The sequence below is a fragment of the Gordonia sp. UCD-TK1 genome (assembly GCF_001691435.1).
Classification (GTDB): domain Bacteria; phylum Actinomycetota; class Actinomycetes; order Mycobacteriales; family Mycobacteriaceae; genus Gordonia; species Gordonia hongkongensis.
Window position 1 is genome coordinate 16,426 of the sequence record NZ_LZMP01000007.1, and the last position, 19,385, is coordinate 35,810.

The 19,385-nt window shown below is 66.7% G+C and carries 22 protein-coding genes; 11 read left to right on the forward strand and 11 right to left on the reverse strand.

Annotated elements, in window-relative coordinates; all coding sequences use genetic code 11:
• Positions 1 to 15: 15 nt before the first annotated feature.
• From A9310_RS26120 to A9310_RS06040, 8 genes are all read left to right on the forward strand, one after another.
• Positions 16 to 156: a hypothetical protein gene (locus tag A9310_RS26120; protein WP_217492960.1), complete on the forward strand. Its 141-nt coding sequence runs from the start codon at positions 16 to 18 to the stop codon at positions 154 to 156.
• Entirely contained in the window at positions 143 to 355 is a 213-nt protein-coding gene (locus A9310_RS06005; protein ID WP_139104548.1) for a hypothetical protein, read from the forward strand. The genes A9310_RS26120 and A9310_RS06005 overlap by 14 nt, the downstream gene beginning before the upstream one ends.
• A 711-nt stretch (positions 356 to 1,066) precedes the next feature.
• Positions 1,067 to 2,536 (forward strand): terminase large subunit, encoded by a 1,470-nt coding sequence (locus A9310_RS06010; RefSeq protein WP_065629808.1) that lies wholly within the window; start codon positions 1,067 to 1,069, stop codon positions 2,534 to 2,536.
• Positions 2,533 to 3,816 carry a phage portal protein gene (locus tag A9310_RS06015; protein ID WP_065629809.1) on the forward strand — a complete coding sequence of 428 codons (1,284 nt, stop codon included), beginning with the start codon at positions 2,533 to 2,535 and terminating at the stop codon, positions 3,814 to 3,816. The genes A9310_RS06010 and A9310_RS06015 overlap by 4 nt, the downstream gene beginning before the upstream one ends.
• A 544-nt stretch (positions 3,817 to 4,360) precedes the next feature.
• Positions 4,361 to 4,807: a hypothetical protein gene (locus A9310_RS06025; protein ID WP_065629811.1), complete on the forward strand. Its 447-nt coding sequence runs from the start codon at positions 4,361 to 4,363 to the stop codon at positions 4,805 to 4,807.
• A gap of 115 nt (positions 4,808 to 4,922) precedes the next feature.
• Positions 4,923 to 5,765, forward strand: a complete 843-nt coding sequence (locus A9310_RS06030) for a phage major capsid protein (protein WP_065629812.1) — start codon at positions 4,923 to 4,925, stop codon at positions 5,763 to 5,765.
• Positions 5,765 to 6,079 carry a hypothetical protein gene (locus A9310_RS06035; RefSeq protein ID WP_065629813.1) on the forward strand — a complete coding sequence of 105 codons (315 nt, stop codon included), beginning with the start codon at positions 5,765 to 5,767 and terminating at the stop codon, positions 6,077 to 6,079. The genes A9310_RS06030 and A9310_RS06035 overlap by 1 nt, the downstream gene beginning before the upstream one ends.
• On the forward strand, positions 6,076 to 6,402 hold the full coding sequence (locus tag A9310_RS06040; RefSeq protein ID WP_065629814.1) for a head-tail adaptor protein: 327 nt from the start codon (positions 6,076 to 6,078) through the stop codon (positions 6,400 to 6,402). The genes A9310_RS06035 and A9310_RS06040 overlap by 4 nt, the downstream gene beginning before the upstream one ends.
• A gap of 441 nt (positions 6,403 to 6,843) precedes the next feature.
• Here A9310_RS06040 and A9310_RS06045 read toward each other — a convergent pair whose 3' ends face one another.
• The 8 genes from A9310_RS06045 to A9310_RS06080 form a co-directional block, all read right to left on the reverse strand.
• Positions 6,844 to 7,932, reverse strand: a complete 1,089-nt coding sequence (locus A9310_RS06045) for an ATP-binding protein (protein ID WP_065629815.1) — start codon at positions 7,930 to 7,932, stop codon at positions 6,844 to 6,846.
• A gap of 38 nt (positions 7,933 to 7,970) precedes the next feature.
• Positions 7,971 to 8,444 (reverse strand): GNAT family N-acetyltransferase, encoded by a 474-nt coding sequence (locus A9310_RS06050; RefSeq protein WP_083207276.1) that lies wholly within the window; start codon positions 8,442 to 8,444, stop codon positions 7,971 to 7,973.
• Between the two features lie 42 nt (positions 8,445 to 8,486).
• Entirely contained in the window at positions 8,487 to 9,428 is a 942-nt protein-coding gene (locus tag A9310_RS06055; protein WP_065629817.1) for a diiron oxygenase, read from the reverse strand.
• Positions 9,425 to 10,312 carry a prephenate dehydrogenase dimerization domain-containing protein gene (locus A9310_RS06060; protein ID WP_065629818.1) on the reverse strand — a complete coding sequence of 296 codons (888 nt, stop codon included), beginning with the start codon at positions 10,310 to 10,312 and terminating at the stop codon, positions 9,425 to 9,427. Before A9310_RS06060 ends, A9310_RS06055 begins: the two co-directional genes overlap by 4 nt.
• Entirely contained in the window at positions 10,309 to 12,480 is a 2,172-nt protein-coding gene (gene pabB / locus A9310_RS06065; RefSeq protein WP_139104549.1) for an aminodeoxychorismate synthase component I, read from the reverse strand. Before pabB ends, A9310_RS06060 begins: the two co-directional genes overlap by 4 nt.
• A gap of 1 nt (position 12,481) precedes the next feature.
• Positions 12,482 to 12,880, reverse strand: coding sequence for a chorismate mutase family protein (locus tag A9310_RS06070; protein WP_065629819.1), 399 nt, complete (start codon positions 12,878 to 12,880; stop codon positions 12,482 to 12,484).
• A 289-nt stretch (positions 12,881 to 13,169) separates the two neighbouring features.
• The gene (locus A9310_RS06075) at positions 13,170 to 13,472 is read right to left on the reverse strand and encodes a hypothetical protein (RefSeq protein ID WP_065629820.1); all 303 of its coding nucleotides are present in this window, start codon (positions 13,470 to 13,472) and stop codon (positions 13,170 to 13,172) included.
• Positions 13,469 to 14,041, reverse strand: coding sequence for a recombinase family protein (locus A9310_RS06080; RefSeq protein WP_065629821.1), 573 nt, complete (start codon positions 14,039 to 14,041; stop codon positions 13,469 to 13,471). The genes A9310_RS06075 and A9310_RS06080 overlap by 4 nt, the downstream gene beginning before the upstream one ends.
• Positions 14,042 to 14,311: 270 nt before the next feature.
• Between A9310_RS06080 and A9310_RS06085 the strand changes: the two genes are divergently transcribed.
• Entirely contained in the window at positions 14,312 to 15,223 is a 912-nt protein-coding gene (locus A9310_RS06085) for an alpha/beta fold hydrolase (protein ID WP_065629822.1), read from the forward strand.
• A gap of 146 nt (positions 15,224 to 15,369) precedes the next feature.
• Here the strand turns inward: A9310_RS06085 and A9310_RS06090 are convergent, their stop codons facing one another.
• Entirely contained in the window at positions 15,370 to 15,873 is a 504-nt protein-coding gene (locus A9310_RS06090; RefSeq protein ID WP_065629877.1) for a methylated-DNA--[protein]-cysteine S-methyltransferase, read from the reverse strand.
• Positions 15,874 to 15,981: 108 nt separating this feature from the next.
• On the opposite strand from A9310_RS06090, the gene A9310_RS06095 reads away from it, so the two are divergent.
• On the forward strand, positions 15,982 to 16,404 hold the full coding sequence (locus A9310_RS06095; RefSeq protein WP_065629823.1) for a nitroreductase family deazaflavin-dependent oxidoreductase: 423 nt from the start codon (positions 15,982 to 15,984) through the stop codon (positions 16,402 to 16,404).
• Positions 16,405 to 16,484: 80 nt separating this feature from the next.
• The gene (locus A9310_RS06100) at positions 16,485 to 16,961 is read left to right on the forward strand and encodes a phage tail protein (protein WP_065629824.1); all 477 of its coding nucleotides are present in this window, start codon (positions 16,485 to 16,487) and stop codon (positions 16,959 to 16,961) included.
• 9 nt (positions 16,962 to 16,970) lie between these two features.
• Here the strand turns inward: A9310_RS06100 and A9310_RS06105 are convergent, their stop codons facing one another.
• Complete coding sequence (locus A9310_RS06105) at positions 16,971 to 18,023, reverse strand: fused (3R)-hydroxyacyl-ACP dehydratase subunits HadA/HadB (protein ID WP_065629878.1); 1,053 nt, start codon at positions 18,021 to 18,023, stop codon at positions 16,971 to 16,973.
• A 63-nt stretch (positions 18,024 to 18,086) separates the two neighbouring features.
• On the reverse strand, positions 18,087 to 19,346 hold the full coding sequence (locus tag A9310_RS06110; RefSeq protein WP_065629825.1) for an oxygenase MpaB family protein: 1,260 nt from the start codon (positions 19,344 to 19,346) through the stop codon (positions 18,087 to 18,089).
• Between the last annotated feature and the right edge of the window lie 39 nt (positions 19,347 to 19,385).

Below are 19,385 nucleotides of genomic sequence, written 5' to 3' on the forward strand. Positions count from 1 at the left end.
CCCCGACCACCCCTCGTGACCCTCGCAGTCACGCCACCCCGCGACCACCGCACCGCGGTCACAGTCGCAGGCATCGGACTCACCGAGACCGAAGCCATACAGCTGATCAACACCATCACCGACACCCTCGAAGGGCACCACCATGACCACACCTAGCGAGATGCCAGCCCGCACTCGACCACTCGGCCGCACCGAGGAACGACGCCTCCGCGCCCGCGCCAAGACCAGGCTCTACAAACTCGTCAACCAGCTCCCGGACCGCGACGCCGACCAGCTCCTCGCACTCCACGAGCGCATCGACCAGTTCTACGCAGAACTCAACCACCTGCACGCCGAGCAGGAGGACGACGACTAATGCCCAAGCCGTGCCTCATCTGCGGCGAACCCAGCCCCGAATCCCGCTGCCCCGACCACCAACCCGATGATCATCAGCGCACCCGATACGAGCGCGGCTACGACAACAAGTGGGATCGACTGTCTCGCAAGGCTCGCAAACTCCAGCCATTCTGTTCGGACTGTGGCGCAACCGACGACCTGCAGGCCGACCACTCGCCCGAAGCATGGCGACGCAAGGCCGCAGGTAAGACGATCCGGCTGCGGGATATTGACGTCGTATGCGGCCGCTGCAACCGATCGCGAGGCGCAGCACGATGACCCAGTATCCAAAGACGACCTGCCGGGCCGAAGACTGCACAACTCGTGCGCGTCACAGCTCACACGGTCTGTGTACCTATCACTGGCGCATCACGATCAGTGGGTACAAGAGTCCGATCAATTACAACGGTGCCCACCGGCGGGTGTATCGAGCCAAGGGCACCGCGAGCGGCCATGCCTGCATCTGTTGCGGTCAGCAGGCTCAAAGCTGGGCATACGACCACCTCGACGCCGACGAGCTGACCGGAGAAGACGGCCCCTACAGCACGAACCCTGACCACTATCACCCGCTGTGCTGGCCCTGCCACAACCGGATGGACAAGTCTCTGACCAGGGGGGATGCACCTTCGGATGCACCGCCAAGCCCCGAAGGCAAGGCGCAGAGACCGTTACACACCCCTGGGGGGTATCGGTGAAGGCCGGTCCGAAGGCGAAGGTGGACGATACTCCGCTGCCGTTCCGTCCCAGGTCAACGGGGTCGAAGCGGTTCGCGTCGTTCGCTGAGAAGTTCATCAAGGTACCGAAGGGAACCAACGCGAAGAAGGCGCTCCGGTTGCGGGATTGGCAGCTCGACCTGATCGGTTCGGTGGAGGACGCCGAGGTGATGCCGCGCACGGCGGGGTGGATGCTACCGAGAGGGCAGGGAAAGAGCACCCTGGTCGCCGCGTATGGCCTGTATCGGTTCTTCACCGATGGTGAGGGGTCGGTGGTGGCGGTGGTCGCGGTCGATGAGCGCCAGGCCGGCATCGTGTTCAACATCGCCCGTCGCATGGTCGAGTTGGACGACGAGTTGTCGGCGCGGGTTCAGGTGTTCAAGGATCGGCTCTACTGGCCGACGACCGACTCGTATTTCCATTGCCTGCCGGCGTCTCCGGCGTCGTTGGAGGGTTTGGACTACACGCTGGCGATCCTCGACGAGGCTGGTGTGGCGAACCGGGACGCCTACGAGGTGCTGACGCTGGCGCAGGGAAAGCGTGAGCGCTCGACGCTGGTCTGTATCGGCACGCCCGGCCCGAAGGTCAACGATCAGGTGCTCGCGGATCTGCGCAACCATGCTGCCGAGCATCCCGAGGACAAGAGCCTGGTGTGGCGCGAGTACTCGGCCGCCGGGTTTGAGGATCACCCGGTCGATTGCACCCACTGCTGGGAGTTGGCGAACCCGGCGCTTGATGACTTTCTCCACCGGGATGCTCTGGTGGCCCTGTTGCCACCGAAGACGCGCGAGGCGACGTTCCGGCGCGCCCGGTTGTGTCAGTTCGCTACTGACACCGATGGCGCGTTTCTGCCTGCAGGTGTGTGGGAGTCACTGAGCACAGGCGACCTGGTTCCCGATGGCGCGGATGTGGTGATCGCCCTAGACGGTTCGTTCTCCGATGACACGACGGCACTCTTGGTGGCTACGGTGTCGGCTGAGCCGCATGTCGACAAGCTCAAGGTGTGGCAACGGCCGGCCAACGACGAGAACTACCGCGTCCCGGTCGCCGAGGTCGAGCAGACCATCCGTGATGCCTGCCGACGTTGGCGGGTTGTCGAGATCATCGCCGATCCGTTTCGCTGGACCCGCACCCTGCAGATCCTCGAATCAGAGAACCTGCCGGTCGTCGAGTTCCCGCATAGCCCAGCCCGGTTGACCGCGGCGACAACAGATCTGTTCTCAGCGGCCACCAACGCCCGCCTGACGCACTCCGGCGACCAGACCCTAGCTGAACACGTTGCGGCTGCGGTGATCGTCGAGGACGCCCGCGGTATCCGCCTATCCAAGGCAAGCCGCTCGAAGTCGGCCCGAAAGATCGACCTCGCCGCCTGCCTGGTCATGGCCCACTCTCGCGCCACCTGGCGTGCAACCCACAAAAAACGTTCCAAGACAAGGAGCTTCAAATGAACACTGACCTACTCACCACCCTCTTGCAGAAGATCGACGAACCGGCCGCCCGCTACGCCGAGCTGGACCGCTATTACGCCGGTCTCCAGCCGCTGGCGTTCCTCTCGCCCGAGTCGCGGAAAGCGTTGGGCGACAGGTTCGGTCGTCTCGCCACCAACGTGCCGCGCCTAGCGGTCACCTCCCTGGCCGAAAGGTTGCGGGTTACCGGGTTCACCGGAGCGGACGTGTGGACCGACTGGCTGCGGAACGACCTCGATCAGGAATCCGGGATTGCCCACCGGGAGGCACTGCTGCTAGGTGCCTCGTACGTCATCGTGTGGGCCGACCAGTTCGGCCGGCCGAAGGTCACCATCGAGTCCGCGAAACAGGTTGCGGTCCTCACCGATCCCGGTTCCCGCCGTATCACTGCCGCGGTGAAGCGGTGGGAGACCGCCACGACGACCGAGGCGACAGTGTTTCTGCCGGACCTGATTCTGCGGTTGCGGGCCGAGCAAACCGGCGCGGTCACCGCCGGGTTCCACACGATTGAGGAAATCCCGAATCCGCTTGGTGTCGTCCCGGTCGTGCGCCTGCGCAACGGGGACCGGCTCCTGGACAACGGCGTCTCGGAGATCGAAGACCTCAAGCCGCTAGTGGACGCGCTGAACAAAATCATCGTGGACATGATGACCACCTCGGAATACGTGGGCCGGCCGCGACGCTGGGCCACCGGCATCGAACTCGAAGAGAACCAGGAGGGAGAAGCGGTCAACCCGATCCCCGAGGGCAACCGGGCGATGATCTCGGAGAACGACACCGCGAAGTTCGGCCAGCTCGAGGCCGCACGACTGGACGGCTACCAGTCTGCTGTTGATGTGCTGCTCGGTCAGATCATGGCGGTCAGCGCGCTACCGGCCCACTACATCGGCCAACTGTCGGATACCCCGGCATCGGCGGATGCCCTCAGGGCAGCTGAGGCCAGTCTCACGGCACGCGCCGAAGCACGCCAGGCCGCGTTCGGCCGAGCCTGGGAGGACGTGGCCCGCCTCATCGTTGGGGTCCGTGACGGTGCCGACCCTCAGTTGGTCGATGTCCGGGTGACATGGGCTGACGCCGCTACCCGCTCCATCGCTCAGGAGGCTGATGCGGTGGTCAAGCTGTACCAGGCTGGTCTGCTCCCGGCGTCGTACGCCTTGAAGCGTCTCGGGTACTCCGACTCCGAGGTCGCCGAGATCGGTGCTGCCCGCCGCGGCGACGTGTTGAACACGATGGCCGTCGACCTCGGCAAGTTGGTGTCCTGATGTATCGGGACACCCTTATCGCTCTGTCGGAGAGATCGGAGCGTCAGGTGTTGGCCGCGTACAACGCATTTCTGACGGGCAGCCTGTCGCGGGACGAGTGCATCCAGTGGATTGCCTCAGCGATCACCGTCTCCAACGGTCAGGCGCACGCTCTGGCGAACCTCGCCTACGCCGCCGAGGTCATGGCGCAGTTGGGGACACCGGCAGCGGTCGTGACCACCACTCCGCCTGACGATCTCGACCGGCTGACGAAAGCGGCGTCGACCGTCCTCGAGGTGGCGGCCGGGACAGCGGCATCGGAGGCGGTGGTGGGCCGTCTCGGTCGGGCCGAACCGTTGGAGACCGCCGCCAGGAGCTACAGCGACGCGATGGTCCGCTCAGGTCGCACTCGAGGGTGGGTTCGGCAGAGGTCGGCCGGGTGCTGCCAACTGTGTACGTGGTGGTGGCGCGAAGGCCGTGTCTGGCCCGCCGAGCACCGCTTCCAAACCCACAAGGGATGCACCTGCACCCCGAAACCCGTTATCGCAGAAGGGATCAAAGAGACATGGAAGACAGCACGAGCCAAGGGGATCAGGTGACCGACGACCTTATCGAGGACGTCACGGAGACAGAGGTTCAGCCCGAACCTGACTCCGAGGCGGACCTTTCCGGCGACGGCACCGAAATCGAGGACCCGGACACGTTCCCGCGGTCCTATGTTGAGCAGCTTCGGCAGGAGAATGGGAAGTACAGGCAGCGTGCCCAGCGGGCCGACGAACTCGCCAACCGGCTGCACCGTGCTCTCGTCGAGCAGACCGGCCGGCTCCAGGACCCCAGTGACCTACCTTTCGACGAAACCCACCTCGAAGGCGACAACCTCACCGCCGCGATTGATGAGCTGCTGGCGAAGAAGCCCCACCTCGCGGCACGTCGGGTCGCTGGGGACGTCGGCCAGGGCGCGTCGGTGGGCAAGGGCGATGTGAGCCTGCTCGGTCTGCTCGGTGGCCGATGAGCTAGTCCCGTCCCACATGCTGGGATACGATGGAGGGGCCGCACCTGGTGTGCGGCCCCTTGATTCGTCCTGGTGGCGAAGTTGACCATTCCCTTCAACTCCCCAGGAGACCACCGTGACTGAAACCACCGCCACCAACCCCGAACTGCTCGCCGAGCAGGTGTCCTCGCTGCTGGTGCAGCCCCTCGAAGCCGCCAGCGTCGTCCTGTCCTCGGGTCCGCAGATCTTCGACACCTCCGGCGTCCTCCGCATCCCGCGGCTGGTGTCCGGGTCCACACCGACCTTTGTCGGCGAAGGTGGGCTCATCCCCGACACCGCCGAGGTCGACTTCGACGAGATCCGCCTCATGCCCACCGCCCGCAAGTCCATCAAATTAATTCTGAAGTACACGAATGAGTTGGTGCGGCAGTCGGTTATCGGTATCGACAGCGTGCTCAAGACCCGGCTGACTACCGACGTGTCCAACGCCCTCGACGACGCACTCCTGGCCGGTACCGGCGCATCCGATTCCATTACCGGAATCATCAACCAGACCGGCGTGCAGACCGGCGAACTCGACGTCACCGACCCCGACAGCCTGCTCGACGCCATCGCGCTGTGCCACGCCGAAGAGGTCACCCCCAACCGCTGGTTCCTGTCCTCGGCCGACTTCATCGCGCTCCGCAAGATCAAGGACACCACCGGCAAATACGTTCTCGAAGCCGACCTCACCGCCGACACCACCTACCGGCTGTTCGGCATCCCGGTCACCGTCACCAACAAGCTCCCCGCCGGCAAGGCCATCCTCGTCGACATGAACCAGGTGGCCGTGGCCCGCGACGTCGCCCCATCAATCACCGTCCTCACCGAGCGGTACGCAGAGTTCGATATGGTCGGTCTTCGGATCGTCACCCGCTACGATCTCGGCCTGCTGCACCCCGAGGGTGTGGTTGTCCTGTCGGCGGCATCGGGTAGCTGATGCCTGCCGTGACCGGAGAGACGGTCGCCGCGTTCCTCGGCCAGGGCACCGACACCGCGTTGGTTGCCCTCGCCGAGCAACACGCCGCCATCGTCACCGCAATGGCCCGCTCCTACACCCGCGGTGAAGGTTTCGCCGGCGGCATCCCCACCGACGACATCGCCGCGGTCATCACCACCGCAACCGCACGCCTGGTCGCCAACCCCGAACAGATCAACACCACCACCGGATCGGTGTCTGTACTCGGCGGCTTCACCGGCTGGACCCTCGCAGAGCTGTTCGTCCTCAACCGCTACCGGAAGAGGGCACTGTGATCTTCCACGACAAGGTGACCCTGTCCACGTCGGTGAAGGTCGGGGAGGATGCCCACGGCAACGACGAGTACGAGTGGATCGACCAGACCGTCCCCGCTGATGTGTGGCCCTTGAACACCGACCAGAAGATCGGCGAAGGCAGCCTGACCGTCGTGCAGCGGTACCAGGTCGCCATGTCCAGGCTGGCCGATTTCAACCCCGACGACCCTCAGCTCCGCATCACCTGGCAGGGCCGGCAGTTCGATGTGGAGGGCAGCATCGAGGCGCACATGGTGCGCGGCCGGCTGCACCACTACGAGGCCATCGGGAAGCTGACGGGATAGGCGCGTCCGTCCGCATTCCTCGGCGTGGTTCGGACGCCGCACAAGCTCCAGGCGCAGCCGTGGGCCTGCACTAGCGTTACGCCAGTAGTTGCCGGAGACGGCAAAGTGCGCAACATGTTGCGTGTGTCCGAGCACACGATCGGGGCCAAGATAGCGAGTCTGCTAGTTCGCGTAGTAACTCTGCCCTAGTCATCTGGGTCCCTGACTTCCTCGCTGTACAGCAACCGGTACAGCAACGCGCTCGAATTTCAGTATGTACGTGACTGTCCACCGATGTACCGCCGACGCCTCGACCTGCGGCAAAAGGACATCGGGAAACGTTGACGGACAGTAAAATTGAGCCTGGGGGTCAAGTGGTCGCAGGTTCAAATCCTGTCAGCCCGACAGAAAACCCCGGTGAGCGTCGCTCACCGGGGTTTTGTTCTCGGAACCATCGACCCCTCACACGACCAGCGGCACCGCGACGTCGGCGCCGCCCTCCTCGGTGATCCGGGCACCCATCTGCGTGTACGTGGGCGCGGTGATGAACCCACCGGCGAGGAGTGCCTCACCCTGGCGGAATCCGGGCGACTCCGCCAGGAGGTGTTCGGGTACGAAGCCGAAGGTGTCGGCCAGCTCGGCGAGATCGCGTGGGGCGTTCATCCGCATCAGGCACAGGTTGTCGCACTGGGACAGGACATTGGGGTGGATCTTGGTCGGCCGCTGGGTCGACAACAGCAGCCAGAGACCGAATTTGCGGCCCTCGGCCGCGATCTGCACGACCCGATCGATCAGCGCCTGCTCCACCGCGCTGGTGGCCAGCGGTGGGCAGATGTTGTGGGCCTCGTCGATCACGATGAGTATCGGGCGCCGCTCGTCGCGGTGGGCCCAGAGATGTTCGAGCACACTGAGAGCGGCGACCTTCGGTTCCGCTGGGTGGGCGAACCCACCCAGGTCGAGCACGGTGGCCTGGGGTCGCTCGTCGATGACGTCGGTCGCCGCGAGGTCACCCCGCGCCCAGAGTGCCCAGTCGAGTACCTGCAGATTCTCGATCCGCTTGGCCAACCGCTGATGTCCGGGGTCGGCGGAACTGCGGAGCGCGTCGAGGTAGGTGGTCTGGTCCGATGTCTCGGTGAGTGTGGCGTCGGCGTGCAGCAGGACGTTGTACTCGTCGGCGTCGGCGATCGGATCCAACTGCAGGACCGCGGCCTTCGCGGCCAGGGGCAGGGTCAGGAATCGCGTCCGCAATTGCGGTCCGTCACGTCGCGTCGAATGCAGGACCCGGATGTCGGATGCCGCGATCGCATCCGCGGCGGCGGGGTCCGCGGTACCCCGTGTCTCGGGCAACCGGGTGAAATCCGCGTTCGGATCGAGGATCAGCAACGGGAGTCGGGTTCGGAGCAGCAGCTGTTCGATAACCACTCCGAGCGCGTAGGTCTTCCCGGAGCCGCTCTGGCCGCACCAGAAGGTGTGCCGATTGAACTTCTCCGCGGTGAGGAGGACGTCGGTCGTCGCGTTGTCGCGATGGCTTCCCACTGTCAGCTGAACCACGCCCGTACCTTACTGGCACGGGCGGGATTCCATCGGACTTACGGAGCGGTCAGCTCCTTGCGGAGAACGAACGCCCGGTCGCCGGTCTCGGGGTCGCGCAGCGGGAACCCGTGCCGGGCATAGAAGCGGTGCGCGTCGACGTCGGGTTCGTCGACCTCGATCTCGAATTCCCCGGCGCCCCGTCGCGCCGCCTCGGCAACCGCGGCGGTGAGGACGGCACCACCGAGTCCGCGGCTGCGTTGGGCGGGCGTGGTGTACATCTCGTCGAGCAGGGCGATGCCGCCGTCGACCCAGACGTTGGTCCGGATGGTCACCAGACCCAGCGAGGTGATCGGGTTGCCGGCCACGATCGCGAACGTTGAACTGCGCGTGAGCAACTCGGCTAGCCGACCAGCCAGGACGGCCGGTCCGGGAGACGGTTCGCCGTACTCGCGGTTGAAGGCGTCGAGCAGTTCGGCCATGGTCGCCGCGTCGGCCGGTGTCGCCACTCGCGGGCTGTCGGGCTCGTTCACGGTCACCACCGTAGCCGCCCACCCGACGATCACCGGCGCAGGTCAACCCAGGGCGCCGAACCGGGCGAGTAGCCGGTCGACCGCACTGCAGTCCTGTAGGACTCGACGTCGATCAGGATCCTCGGCGGACTCGCGCAGCATCGTGGCGCCGTCCGGGATCTGTTCGGTGGCGAGGATGGCCGACCACGCGGCGGTGTCGGTCGCCGTGAACGCGTCGACGCCATCGCGCAGCGCATGCGCAAGGATGAGCCGGTCGTCCGGGCCGAGCCGGTCGTGGACCATCGCGATCATCTCGCCGGCGACCGAGCCGTGCGCGCGCTCGTCGCGGCGGTGCAGGGCGACGGTCGCTTGGTGAACCGGTTGGATCGTCCGATCCTCGGCGATCAGCGTGAGGTAGTCCCCGATGGAGGTCTCGGCGACCGTCGCGTATGCCAGGGTCGTGAGCGCCGCCGCTCGTGCCGACTCAGCTTGTGCGAGCGCCGCCCGGTGGCGGCGCACCATCAACGACTCGGGCAATGTGGCGTCCGGAAGCGTCCAGGCACGCCGACGGCGGGTCAGCGCGGATGCGTTCAGATGCATCAGCGTGTGGTACTCCTCGTCGACCATCGACTGGACGACCGCCGCCCTCCCGGCGTCGGAGAACCCGGTGCCGAAGGCGTCCCGGAACAGCAAGCCGAAACCGGGTGTGACCACGTCTTGTTCGATGTCGACGACGTTCTTGTTGTAGGCGATCCACCCCCACGCCCGGACCCGAGACCGGCGGTCCTCGTCGAGCCCGTTCCATCCCGGATGTCCGGCGAACGGGAGCAGCGTATCGGGATAGTCGACGCAATCGTCGTCGTAGAGATCGTCCATGGTCGGCCCGTCGAGTTCGGGCTCGGTGCGGCGCACCGTGGCCCGCCGCGGCCAGCTGCGCACCAGCCCACGGATCACCGCCGTCTCCACCGGGTCGGCGGCGTCGTGGTCGGGCAGCGTGCCGGTCACGACGCGAACCCGGCGAACAGTTGCGCGCACAGCCCGGCATACTCGCTGCCGCGATCGCCCAGCGGCGCTCCGGCCCGGGCGAGCAGCGCTGTGAACTCGTCGGTGTCGCTGTCGCCGTCGCAGGTGGCGGAGACCCGGGACACCGCACGCGCCAACGCATCCCGGGCTGTCGACGCGCACGGGTTCGACGACTGCACGTCGCGGTACACCTCCGGTGTCCCACCGGCGACGCGCGCCAGCATCGCCGACATCGTCATGAACGGTGGGGTGGCCAGGGTCGCCGCCTCGTCGGCCTCGACGCCGAGATCGGCGAGCGCGACCCCGAACGACAGGATGGTCGCATGGGTGAGGGCCTGCACCGCGGCGCACAGGCGGTCGTGCCGATCGGCGGTGGTGACCTGCACGCGGGCGCCCCACCTCGCCAGGTCGTCGATCAGGCGGTTCACGCCGGGTCCGTCGCGATGGACGACCACCGCAATCGCCCGGCCGGGCAGACCGAGGGACGGGGCGAACATCGGGTTCACGCCGACGACCGGACCCGTTGTGGCGCAACGGCTCTCGTCCGGTCCGCCGACGGCCGCCGCGAACCGGGTCTTCACCGACAGCGTCTCCACCAGCATCGCGGTCGGGCGCATCAGTGATCGCACCGTCCCCAGCGAGGCGACGGCGACATTCTCCGGTACCGCGAGGACCACGATGTCCGCCGCGCGCACCCGCGCGGTCGCCTCTGGGCCGGGGGCACGGATGTCGTCGCCGGAGGTGGCGTCCAGGATGTGTACGAGGTCGCCGCCACTGCGCCACCGGTCGGCGAACATGGATCCCACCGCCCCTGCTCCGCCGGCCACGACCACCGACCGCGCACCGGGGGCGGCCGATCCGGTCACGGGCCGCTCTCCTCGGCGACGGACAGGCAGCGTCGCATGGTCAGGGCCTTGACCATCGTCTCCTCGAACTCCTCGTCCGGATCCGACAGCGCGACGATCGCACCGCCGACCCCGAAGGTCACCTCGGACCCGGTCGCCACCATCGTGCGGATCACGATCGACAGGTCAGCGGTTCCGGTGAGCGAGAAGAAGCCGATCGCCCCCGAGTACACGCCCCGCGGACCCGCCTCGAGTTTGTCGATGATCTCCATCGTGCGGATCTTCGGTGCGCCGGTCATCGAACCGCCGGGAAAGGCCGCCCGCACACAGTCGACCGCCGACACCCCGTTCCGCAGCGTCCCCCGCACGGTCGACACCATTTGATGCACGGGCGCGTAGGTCTCGATGTCGAACAGTGACGGCACATGCACCGACCCCGGGACGCAGACACGCGACAGGTCGTTCCGGACGAGGTCCACGATCATCAGGTTCTCCGACCGGTCCTTCTCGCTCGCCCATAACGCGCATCGCAAGTGGTGGTCCTCGGTGGGATCGGCCGACCGCGGACGTGTCCCCTTGATCGGCTTCGACTCGACCGTCCCGTCCGCACCGATCTTCAAGAACCGCTCCGGCGACGCGCTGAGCACCGACATCCCGGCGAACTGCAGCAGGGCGTTGTAGGGCATCGGGCTGATCTCCCGCAGACACGAATACCCGGACACGGGGTCGAGGCTGCGGTGCACGGTCGCCGAGTTCGTCAGACACACCTCGTACGACTCCCCGGACCGGATCTCCGCCAGACAGTCCTCGATGAGCCTCAGGTACGTCTGGCGGTTGTGGCGGAACACGATCGGCACCTCGTGGGGCGCCGGGACCAGCGGGGGAGTCGTCGCCGGAGCGGGTGTGGCGGTTCGCATCTCCCGAATGGTCGACGCCGTCTCGTCCAACCACGTCGCGACATCGGGATCCGGGCTCTCGACTGCTTCCAGTGCGAGCACATACGCACACCCGTGTCCGTGGTCGATCACCACCGCCCGGTCGGCGAACACAAGCGCCGCGTCGGCCTGCTCGGAGGCATGCGCCAGCTGGCCGCCGGTGTCCGCTTTGAGCTCGTAGCCGAGATAGCCGACGTACCCCAGACAGAACGCGAACGGCAGCTCAGGCTGCGCAGCCACCGCACGCGCCCGCAGCTGGGCGTCGAGGTAGTCGAAGAAGGTGCTGCGGACCTCCTCCGCTGTACCGTCCGAATGTTCGACTCGCACAGTCATTTCCGGGACCCGGTAGGTCACATACTCGGCGTGGGGGCCCGAGCAGTCTCCCATGACGGAGTAGCGACCGTCGGTCTCCTCGGCCGCCGACCGGTCGAGCCAATAGCTGTTCGGGCCACCGGCGAACAGTCGTTCATAGACGCTGTTCGGGTCCACCACGTGGTCCACCCGAACCGATCGGACCCGGTAACCCCGGTGCCGATTCCCCGCCGATTCACTCCCCGCCGATTCACTCCCCGCCGATTCACTCCCCGCCGATTCACTCGCCGACGCCTCACTCGCCGGGCGCTCCGTCGTCGCCGACGCCCGACTCGCCCCGGCCGAGACCCCGTGGTGCGCTCGCACCCGTGTGGCCTCCGCGAAGTTGGCCAACAGCTCCCGGCCGTACTCGCTGCAGATCGACTCCGGATGGAACTGCACTCCCCACATCGGCAACACCCGGTGGCGCACCGCCATCAGGACGCCGTCGTCGGACCACGCCTGCTCCTCCAACTCGTCGGGGACATCCACCACCGCCAGCGAGTGATACCTGACCGCCCGGAACGGGGAGGGCAGTCCCGTGAACAAGCCGCGGCCGTCGTGGTGGACGGCGCTGAGTCGTCCGTGCCGCGGTTCGGGGGCCCATACCACCGGGCTGCCGAACACATGGCACAGGCCCTGGTGGCCCAGGCACACCCCGAGCACGGGTAGTCCGCTGTCGGTCAGCGCCCGTGCGCTGATCCCGAAGTCGCGGGGGTAGTCCGGACGGCCCGGGCCGGGGGAGACCACCACGTTGTCGAAAGCTGTCAGGTCCACCGACGTCCAGGGCACATCGTTGGCGACGACGACCGGCTCCCGGCGGTTGACCTGGGTCAACAACGCGTACAGGTTGTACGTGAACGAGTCGTAGTTGTCGATCAGCAGTGTGCGCACCGGGTCCACCTCAGTCCGCGCTCGCGACGGCGGACGGGTGTCGGGCGGGGTCACGATCAGGCCCCGCTCGCTGCGACGTCTCGGTCCCGACGATCAGATCCTCGACCCGACAGGTTTCCGAGATCATGAGGTCGTAGAGGGCATGCAGGAAATCGGTGGACAGATCGTGATCGATGGCGAACCGGTGGGCGTGTTCGTGTACAGCGCCGACCCGGCGCGGCTGCATCACCGGGATGGCGTGCCGTCGTTTGAGTTCCGCGATGCGTGTGCAGACCTCGATCCGGGCCCGCACGTCTTCGAGCAGACGGTCGTCGATCCCGTCCAATTCCGTTCGCAGGGCTTCCAGTTCGCGTGCGGTGGGGTCGTCTCCACCCGGCGCACGGCTGTTGATGTTCGTCGATCGGGTCATGGCGCGACCACCTAGCAGTGTCCGAAAGTGCGGCCCGCCGACTTGACCCGCCCGACATGCGGCGCCTGCCCCCGTGCGGCATTGCGCCCGGCCCGCGTTCGCGAACCGCATCCCCGACTCGGTCCATGGTCGCACCGAGCGTGCATGTCGCGAGGGGCGTTGACGTCACCAGGTGATCACGATTCGCCAACGACCAGTACGTCAGCGCACGAGATCCGTTGCCGGGGCGGCGGTTCGAATGCGGCAAGTCCGACCTTCCGGGCTTCGTTGCCGAGACCCTTTGCGGCGCTCACTTTCCGGCGTGGCGCAGGTGTCCGTAAAGGGCGGCGCGATAACCGCGTGTGTAACTCGGTTCCTCGTCGTCGGGGTCCGGCGGACACGCGAGCGTCGACGACGCCAGTTGTCGCGCCCACGGCGCGGGAAGCGCGCCGAGATCGGCAGCGGCATCGACGAAACCCTGCTGGAACAGGTCCGGATCGAGGTGCTCGTCGAGTTCGGCGTCGAAGATCGGGAACGACGTGGGCAGGCGCGTGACGACGCCGTACTCGGTGACGATGTCGAGTTCGGGGAGGTCGGAGTCGGGATTCTTCAACGGACCGAACGCCTCTCGGCCAGGGTGCGATACAGGGTCGCGCGGCTCACCCCGAGCTCTTGCGCGATCCTGGGTACGGAAACCCCCTGCGCGCGCATCTGTTCGGCGCGCACCACCTGATCGGCGTCGAGCGCCCGCGGCCGGCCGATCGCCGACGTGGACCCACGCAGCGTTCTCGGCGTGGAACGGTCCGACCGTCTCGGCGCGTCGTCGTCGAGTTCGGCCAGCGACGCCAGCACCGCGACGATCATCGCTCCGGCCGGGTCGGCGGTGTCGATTCCCTCGCGGAGCGAGCGCAGTCCGATGCGACGCCCGGCCATCTGGTTCGCGACCTCCATGACCTCGCGAACGTTCCGGCCGAGGCGGTCGATGCCGACGACCACCGTGGTGTCGCCGGCTCGCGCGTAGTCGAGGAGGGCGGCCATCCCGGGCCGCTGACCCGCGGGCGCGGAGCGATCGGTTGCATCGGTGTAGATCCGCGCGGGGTCCACCCCGGCATCGGTGAGCGCGTCGATCTGGGGCGCGAGTGCGTGGGCACCGGGGGAGTCGCGTGCGTAACCGAGGGCCATCCCCGACGACTCTGTTGCGTCTGCTGTCACCGCGACAGCGTATCTCAGAAGTATCGAGACAGACTCAAAAGACGCGCCGATGTTTCGAGACATATGACGCAAAGGGGATACCGGGTCTTGGTAGTCGCAAAAAGTGTCTCGAAATTGGCGGGATGACTCAGGTGCGGCCGCGTTCGGGGTTCACCCGTTCGCACCGTTTCACCGCGTTGTGCCACGCGGGCGCCGCGCCGGCGCTACCGTCGCACCACGATCGTCGGAGGAGGTACATCCATGGGGCTCGCTCACTCGGACAGTCACTCGCCGGAACCGCGCCTCGTCGAGACGCCGACCGGGCCGGTCGAATATGTCGACGTCGGATCCGGGCCACCGCTGGTGTTCGTGCACGGGTCCCCGGGTGGCYGCGACCAGGGGGTCCTGATGACGCGCTTCCTGGCCGGGGCGCATCGCGTCATCGCGGTCTCTCGACCGGGCTACCTGGGTACGCCCCTGGGCGGCAATCGAGATCCGGCCGCGCAGGCGGAACTGGTCAGGGCGGTGCTGGACTCGGTGGGGATCGATCGTTTCGCGCTGATGTGCTGGTCCGGCGGCGGGCCCGTCGCCTACTCGTTGGCGGCTGCGCTGCCCGAGCGGGTGTCCGCGATCGTCGCGGTCGCTGCGGTCAGCACCCGATTCGATCCGCGGAGCAGCCTGCGCGGACGACTCGAACTGTCCGAGGAGAAACTCCTCTTCAGCCGTTTCGGTCAGTGGCTGGCGACCACGGTCGCGTCGAAGGCGCCGTCCACGGCCATCTCGACACTCCTGTCCGGTGAGGGAGACCTGTCGCGTGTACAGATCAGGGCGCTCACCGCGGAGATCATCGCCGATGACGACCAGCGCACGCTGGCAATCGATCTGTTCGACACCGTGTCGGGGTCGCGAAAAGCTGGCTTCGACAATGACTTCGACCAATTTCGCGACCTCGACCTACCGCTCGCGGAGGTGACCGCACCCGTGCTGGCGATACACTCCCGAACCGACGCCGACGTCCCGTTCGATCAGAGTGTCCATGCCGCGCAGACGCTGCCCGATGCTCGCCTCGAAGCCGTCGACGAGGGAACGCACCTGTCGTTGTGGCTCGGCTCGGACGCTCCGAGGCTGCAGTCGCTGGTCGTCGAACATCTATCCGGGGCGTCGCGCACATGACGCTCGACGCTCGAGGATGCCGGATCACGAACTCACGTCGCGTGCGACATCGGTCCGCTGATGCGACTTCGATCGAGGTCGCGTAGACGGATTGATGTCGCATGCGACATCGATCCCAGGGTCGGCGTAGTCGGCTGAGCTCCTGATCAGAACAGTGTCGGCGGGAGTGCGCCCTCGAACTCGAGCAGCCAGCGTTTGGTCGCCAGACCCTGACCGTCCGCGCCGCCCGAGTAACCGCCGAGTCCGTCGCCGGCGACGACGCGATGACACGGGATGATCAACGGCAGGGGATTGATCCCCATGATCGTGCCGACGCCGCGCGCGGAGACCCGCGTGCCGCTCATCGCCGCGAGTTCGCCGTAGGTGACCGTGTCGCCGTGGGCGACCGTCCGGTGCAGCGTCGACAGGACCGCCCGGGCGGCGTCCGACATCCGATCGAGATCGACAGGCAGGTCGAACTCGGTCAGGTCACCTGCGAAATAGGCGCGGATCTGTCGAATCGCCTCTGCGAGAACGGGATCGATGGTCTCGTCATCGGTCGGTACGTCGGTGGTCACTCGCCAGGCCACGCGCACGACGGCCGATCCATTGCTGTCGACGGCCACGGTGCCGACCGGCGTCGGTACGAGAGCACGGCATGGTGGGGTCATCGGTGAGATCTCACGGTCGAGGTCAGGTCCGGCCACACAGTATCGGAGAGTCACGACACAGACGGCGACGCGGGGAATACCCGGCCGGGCTGTGGTGTTCCGCCCACCATGAGTGCTAACGCAGAGTTGAGTCCCGAAGGCTGGGTCCGCGAGCAGACCGAGAAGATCCTGGAGCAGGGCACGACTGACGGTGTGACCGTGATGGACCGTCCGATCGTCCTGTTCACCACGACCGGCGCGAAGTCGGGCAAGAAGCGCTACGTCCCGCTGATGCGCGTGGAGGAGAACGGGCGTTACGCGATGGTGGCATCGAAAGGCGGCACCCCGGAGAACCCGTCCTGGTACTACAACGTGAAGGCCAATCCGCAGGTCACGGTGCAGGACGGCACCGAGGTCAAGGAACTGACCGCACGAGAGATCATCGGCGACGAGCGCGATCACTGGTGGGAGCTGGCCGTCGCCGCGTACCCGCCGTACGCGGAGTACCAGACGAAGACCGATCGGCAGATCCCGGTGTTCGTCCTCGAGTGAGCGTCGCGCTGCATCGATAGAGCCCCCGACCGCGGTCGGGGGCTTTACGCTGTCTGAGGCAACCTGCCGGAGGGAGAGTCATGGGTGACGTGGTCGACTTCAAGCAGGTCTCCACCGCGGGACTCGAGAGTTCACCGGTTGCGGAGGCGCTGGCGGGACTCCGGGCAAACGAGGCCCGGTACTACAAGACGAAGTACGGGCACGACTTCACCGTCGTCCCGGCGTCGGACGCACCCGACATCCTCGACCGGGTGACCGCGATCCTGGCCGACGAGCGCGACATCACCATCGCCTCACCCGCGCTCGAGGTCAGCGACTTCGAGGTGGGCCCGGACGACGGAAGGCTGCACATGTCGTACGTGTTCTTCGAGTCCGGCCTCGCGGTGAACGTCATGTACAGCATCGATCCCGGTGGGAAGCGTGCCGTCGGGTTCAAACTCTCCGACGGCATGGACGTCCCGGCCGAGTTGGAGTCGAAGTTCAAGTTCGCGCGTCAGAAATCGAAACTCGCCGGCGTGATCCGCGGGTCGTACTTCGTCATCAAAGGGGAGTACTGACCCCCGGGGTCACGAGAAGCGGATATTCAGTGTGGCGAGACCGAAGATCTTGCGGCCGCCCGACTTGGCCACCACGATCACAACGCCCGTCCGGGTCGCCGGATCGAGCGACTTGATCCGCCCGCTGTACTCAATCTCGCCGCCCTCGGCGGCGGACACGACAGCGGGCTGGGACAGGCGCACCGCGTAGCGGGTGACGGCACCCGGGTCGCCCGACCACGACGACACGAAAGCGGCCCCGAGCCCCATGGTCAGCATGCCGTGCGCGATGACATCAGGCAGGCCGGCCAGTTTTGCGCTCGTCTCGTCCCAATGGATGGGGTTCGCGTCGCCCGCGACACCGCCGTAGTTGACCAGATCGCCGCGCGACAACCTGATCGTGTGCAGAGGCAGTTCGTCGCCGACGTTCAGCTCGTCGAAGTTCCGTGCGCCCGATGTGCGCCCGCTGTCGTCAGCGGTGCGGACGTCAGCGTCGGGACGGACCGTCCGCACGTATCGTTCCGCTGCCTCGTCGTGGCTGAAGATGTTGACGTCGTGCATCATCACCTTGCGGACCGCACTGCTCAACTCGGGGTCGACCTCGTCGGCGGTGACCCCGACGACCGTCGTGTGCATGGTGTGGACACGCTCGCCTAAGGCATCGGTCATGGTGTTGGTCACGGTGATCAGGTCTTTGCCCGCGATCCGACGGACACTCGTCAGCTCCACGTCCGTCGTCAGTTCGTCGCCGGCGACGATCGGGCGGTGCTGCTCGAAGACCTGCTCGGTCTGGACGTAGGTGTCGTATCCGACGATGACCTTCTCGAACAGCTCCCGGTTCGCCGCCATCGCCGGGATGGAGGTGAAGGTGAGCGGCGCGACGAGACCGGAATAGCCAAGGGCTGCTGCGGCTTCGGGCTCCCAGTGGGAGCCGTGGTAGTCCTGGACCGCGCGTGCGTACTCACGCACCTTCTCGCGGCCGACCTGATACGAGCCGTCGAGCACGTAGTAGTGGCCGACGCGGGATCCGATCCCGGAGGGATCGTCGGTGGTCGTGGCGGTGGTCGTCGGGGTGTGCGTCACCCCGAACACGCTAACGGTGTGCGCATTCGAGTCCAACTCCGGAGTAACTCTCCGACACCGCGGTCAGCGCCGGAGACCTTTCCCGTGGGCGTACTCGGCCGGGCGACCCGAGGTCTGCCAGTCGTGCCAGTTCTCCCGATGGCGGCACATCCACTTCTCGTGAAGTCGACGGAATCGAGGTGAGAGTCGACGGGTGGTTTCGACAACGATCACCACCGGTAGTCGGAGCACGATGACGAGCATCCCCGGAACCGGACTGGGCATCCGGTAGCGCAGCCGCGTCGTGGGCAGCATGTAGATGCTCGAGTACGCCGCGTACATCGCCGCGTTGTATGTGCCGCGCAACCGCTGCAAGCCGGTCGACCCGCTCTTCGCGAACGCGGCCGGGAACGACTCGATGAGCTCGGCGCCGTCGGTCCCGGCGTCGTAGGTGCGGGTGGACGTGACGAAGGCCAGCAATCGCAACGAGTCGGCGATCGTCTCCGGATACCACTGCGTGCGCACCCCGAGTAGGTGGCCGAGGTAGCGCTGGTAGTGCAGCAGGACGCGGATCTCGCGGGGTGTCGTCTGAACTCCGGTCAACCACAGCGCCATCGCGGGCACCACGCTGCCGCCCAGCAGGGTCAGTAGTTGATAGGACTGACTGATCGGCTCGCCCCAGCGTTGGCGATCCCATTCCGGGTGTTCGGCGACGGTGCGCCGGACCCACACGTGCATGATGCGTACCTGCATCGCCGTCGCACGACCCTCCGACCCCGGCGTGAGCAACGCGTCGGGTTGCGAGACGTCGATCCAGAAACGCGAGGTCTCCAGGAACCGGCGCAGAGCGTTGTCGCCCGCATAGCCCCCGGCCAGCGAGAGCGGTTTCGCGACCGCGGCCTCGGTGTACATCTCCAGGGTGATCCCCCCGGCGACGCTGAACAGCCCGGTACCCCACCGGCGCCAGATGGTTTCGCCCTCCGCGATCAGCTCGGGGTCGACCCAGTCGGGCACCATCTCGAATTCCTCGAACAGGTCGACCAGTGCCGGCGGGGGATCGTCGATGCTGTCCAGGCCGTCGGTGAGTGCCTGATCGAGCAGGGCCCGGGCCGCCTCGCCGCCCAGCGTGCCGTAGACCTCGTCGACGAAACGTTCGGCCACGGGATCGGTGCGGAACATGTCCTCGGCGAAGGTGCGGAGGTTCTCCGGCTCCGGGAAAAGGTCTTTGCGGGTGAACTGCCGTACCAGCCCCCGGACGCCTCGCAGACGCCGGTTGGTCATCGCGGACTCGTAGGCGACCGCCGCCGGGAAGGCAGGAGTATCGGGTGACAGCGAGGTGGACACAGGACTCCTGACGTGAGACGGATTCCTAGATGTGTATCA